Below are 1,424 nucleotides of genomic sequence, written 5' to 3' on the forward strand. Positions count from 1 at the left end.
ACTCGAAGGTACTMGRGGCTACTCGAGGCTACGAGGGGGGCTTCTAGGGGGGCTACTAGGGGCTACTCGAAGGTACTCGAGGCTACTCGAGGCTACGAGGGGGGCTTCTAGGGGGGCTACTAGGGGCTACTCAAGGCTACTCGAACTTAGAGGAGCCTACTAGGAACCAGCGTACGCAAAGGTGAGTCCAGTGTGAAAGCAGGCCTCAATTCTTCTCCTCCAACTGGAATTGCGCTTGACCTCCGGTCTTTTCTTCTACGGATTTAATCGCATTAATCCAAGTGGCAAAGGACTGTGTAGGAAGCTAATAAAAGCCTCGCCGAGAGCCGTCTTGAGTGATAATTTGGCGCTCCGTTAGCGCTCTCAGAGCATTTCCAACATTATACTCACCAACGCCAGACTCCTCAATAAGCTCCTGCCGCGATACCCACCCGTTTCCATGTGAGGCCATAGCATTCAAAACTTTCCTGTAGTTGTCGGAGGTAACATTCTGAAAATACATTCTATTGAAATATTTGTGGCCAAGCTGCGCTAGCGCCCCATTTTCACGAAAAGCCCCGGCCACGACGTCACTCACCGAGATTATGTCATTCGTATCTGCCTCAAACGCGCAGTAGGAGAACTGCTGAATAAAGTGCGGATAGCCCTCAGAGAGATGAGAAATCAATTCGACAGCGTCTGCGTCCACCTGTGTTTTCACGGGGTTCTTTTCATTGGCGATTTTAATGCCGGCGTTTACAACCGCAATTCTCTCGGACGGCTCTAGAGGCTCAAGTGTCATCGTTTCAAATACACGTGGAGACGACTCGTGGCTCGCACGGAGCTTAGGCACTAGACTGGGAAGGCCAGCCATTCCAATAACACAGTTGTTGCAGCCCTTTCGTGTCAGCCTCTCCGTGAAGAGCTTGAGAAACGAACCAAGCTGGGCTTCCTCGGGTGGGCGATCAGCCTCGTCAATCAAGATCAAGACCCCATCCAACTCGCTGCCTGAACTGGAGATCAAACCGGAAATTGAATTAACAAGATCAGTGGATAGACTTCCCTCATCAATGTCGATTTCGTCTCTGTGATATCGAACGCCAAGGATTTCCCATTTCGAAAGAAAATCCCAAACGTCCTTCGCCTTCTCTTTTATATGTCTCTTATCAGCTAACGCTGCTTTAAACCCGCTTCCTATTTCTCTTATTATTCTGCCTATTGAGTCGCACTGGGATAGATCAACGCTTACTACAAGATAGTTGTAGTGGTTGCCGGTGAGTCCCTCTAATGAGCCTGAGAGCCCGATTCAAAAGTTCATTCGTAGATCCAATACCTTGCGATGCGCCTTGTGAGCATTCGGATTGAAGCGATTTGCGCCCATGCTGTTGAGCTTTCGATGGATTTTTCCCAATCCTTGGCGAGGCGGCGGCAACGCCCGAGCCAAG

The 1,424-nt window shown here is 50.1% G+C and carries 1 protein-coding gene and 1 pseudogene; both read right to left on the reverse strand.

The features are described 5' to 3' along the window. Positions 1-304: 304 nt before the first annotated feature. Positions 305-967 carry a hypothetical protein gene (locus tag AC1DYF_RS40250; RefSeq protein ID WP_477884526.1) on the reverse strand — a complete coding sequence of 221 codons (663 nt, stop codon included), beginning with the start codon at positions 965-967 and terminating at the stop codon, positions 305-307. 326 nt (positions 968-1,293) lie between these two features. Then, a pseudogene (locus AC1DYF_RS40255) lies at positions 1,294-1,424 on the reverse strand (IS5/IS1182 family transposase); the annotation flags it as partial.

The sequence above is a fragment of the Rhizobium sp. P2_G9 genome, assembly GCF_056403475.1.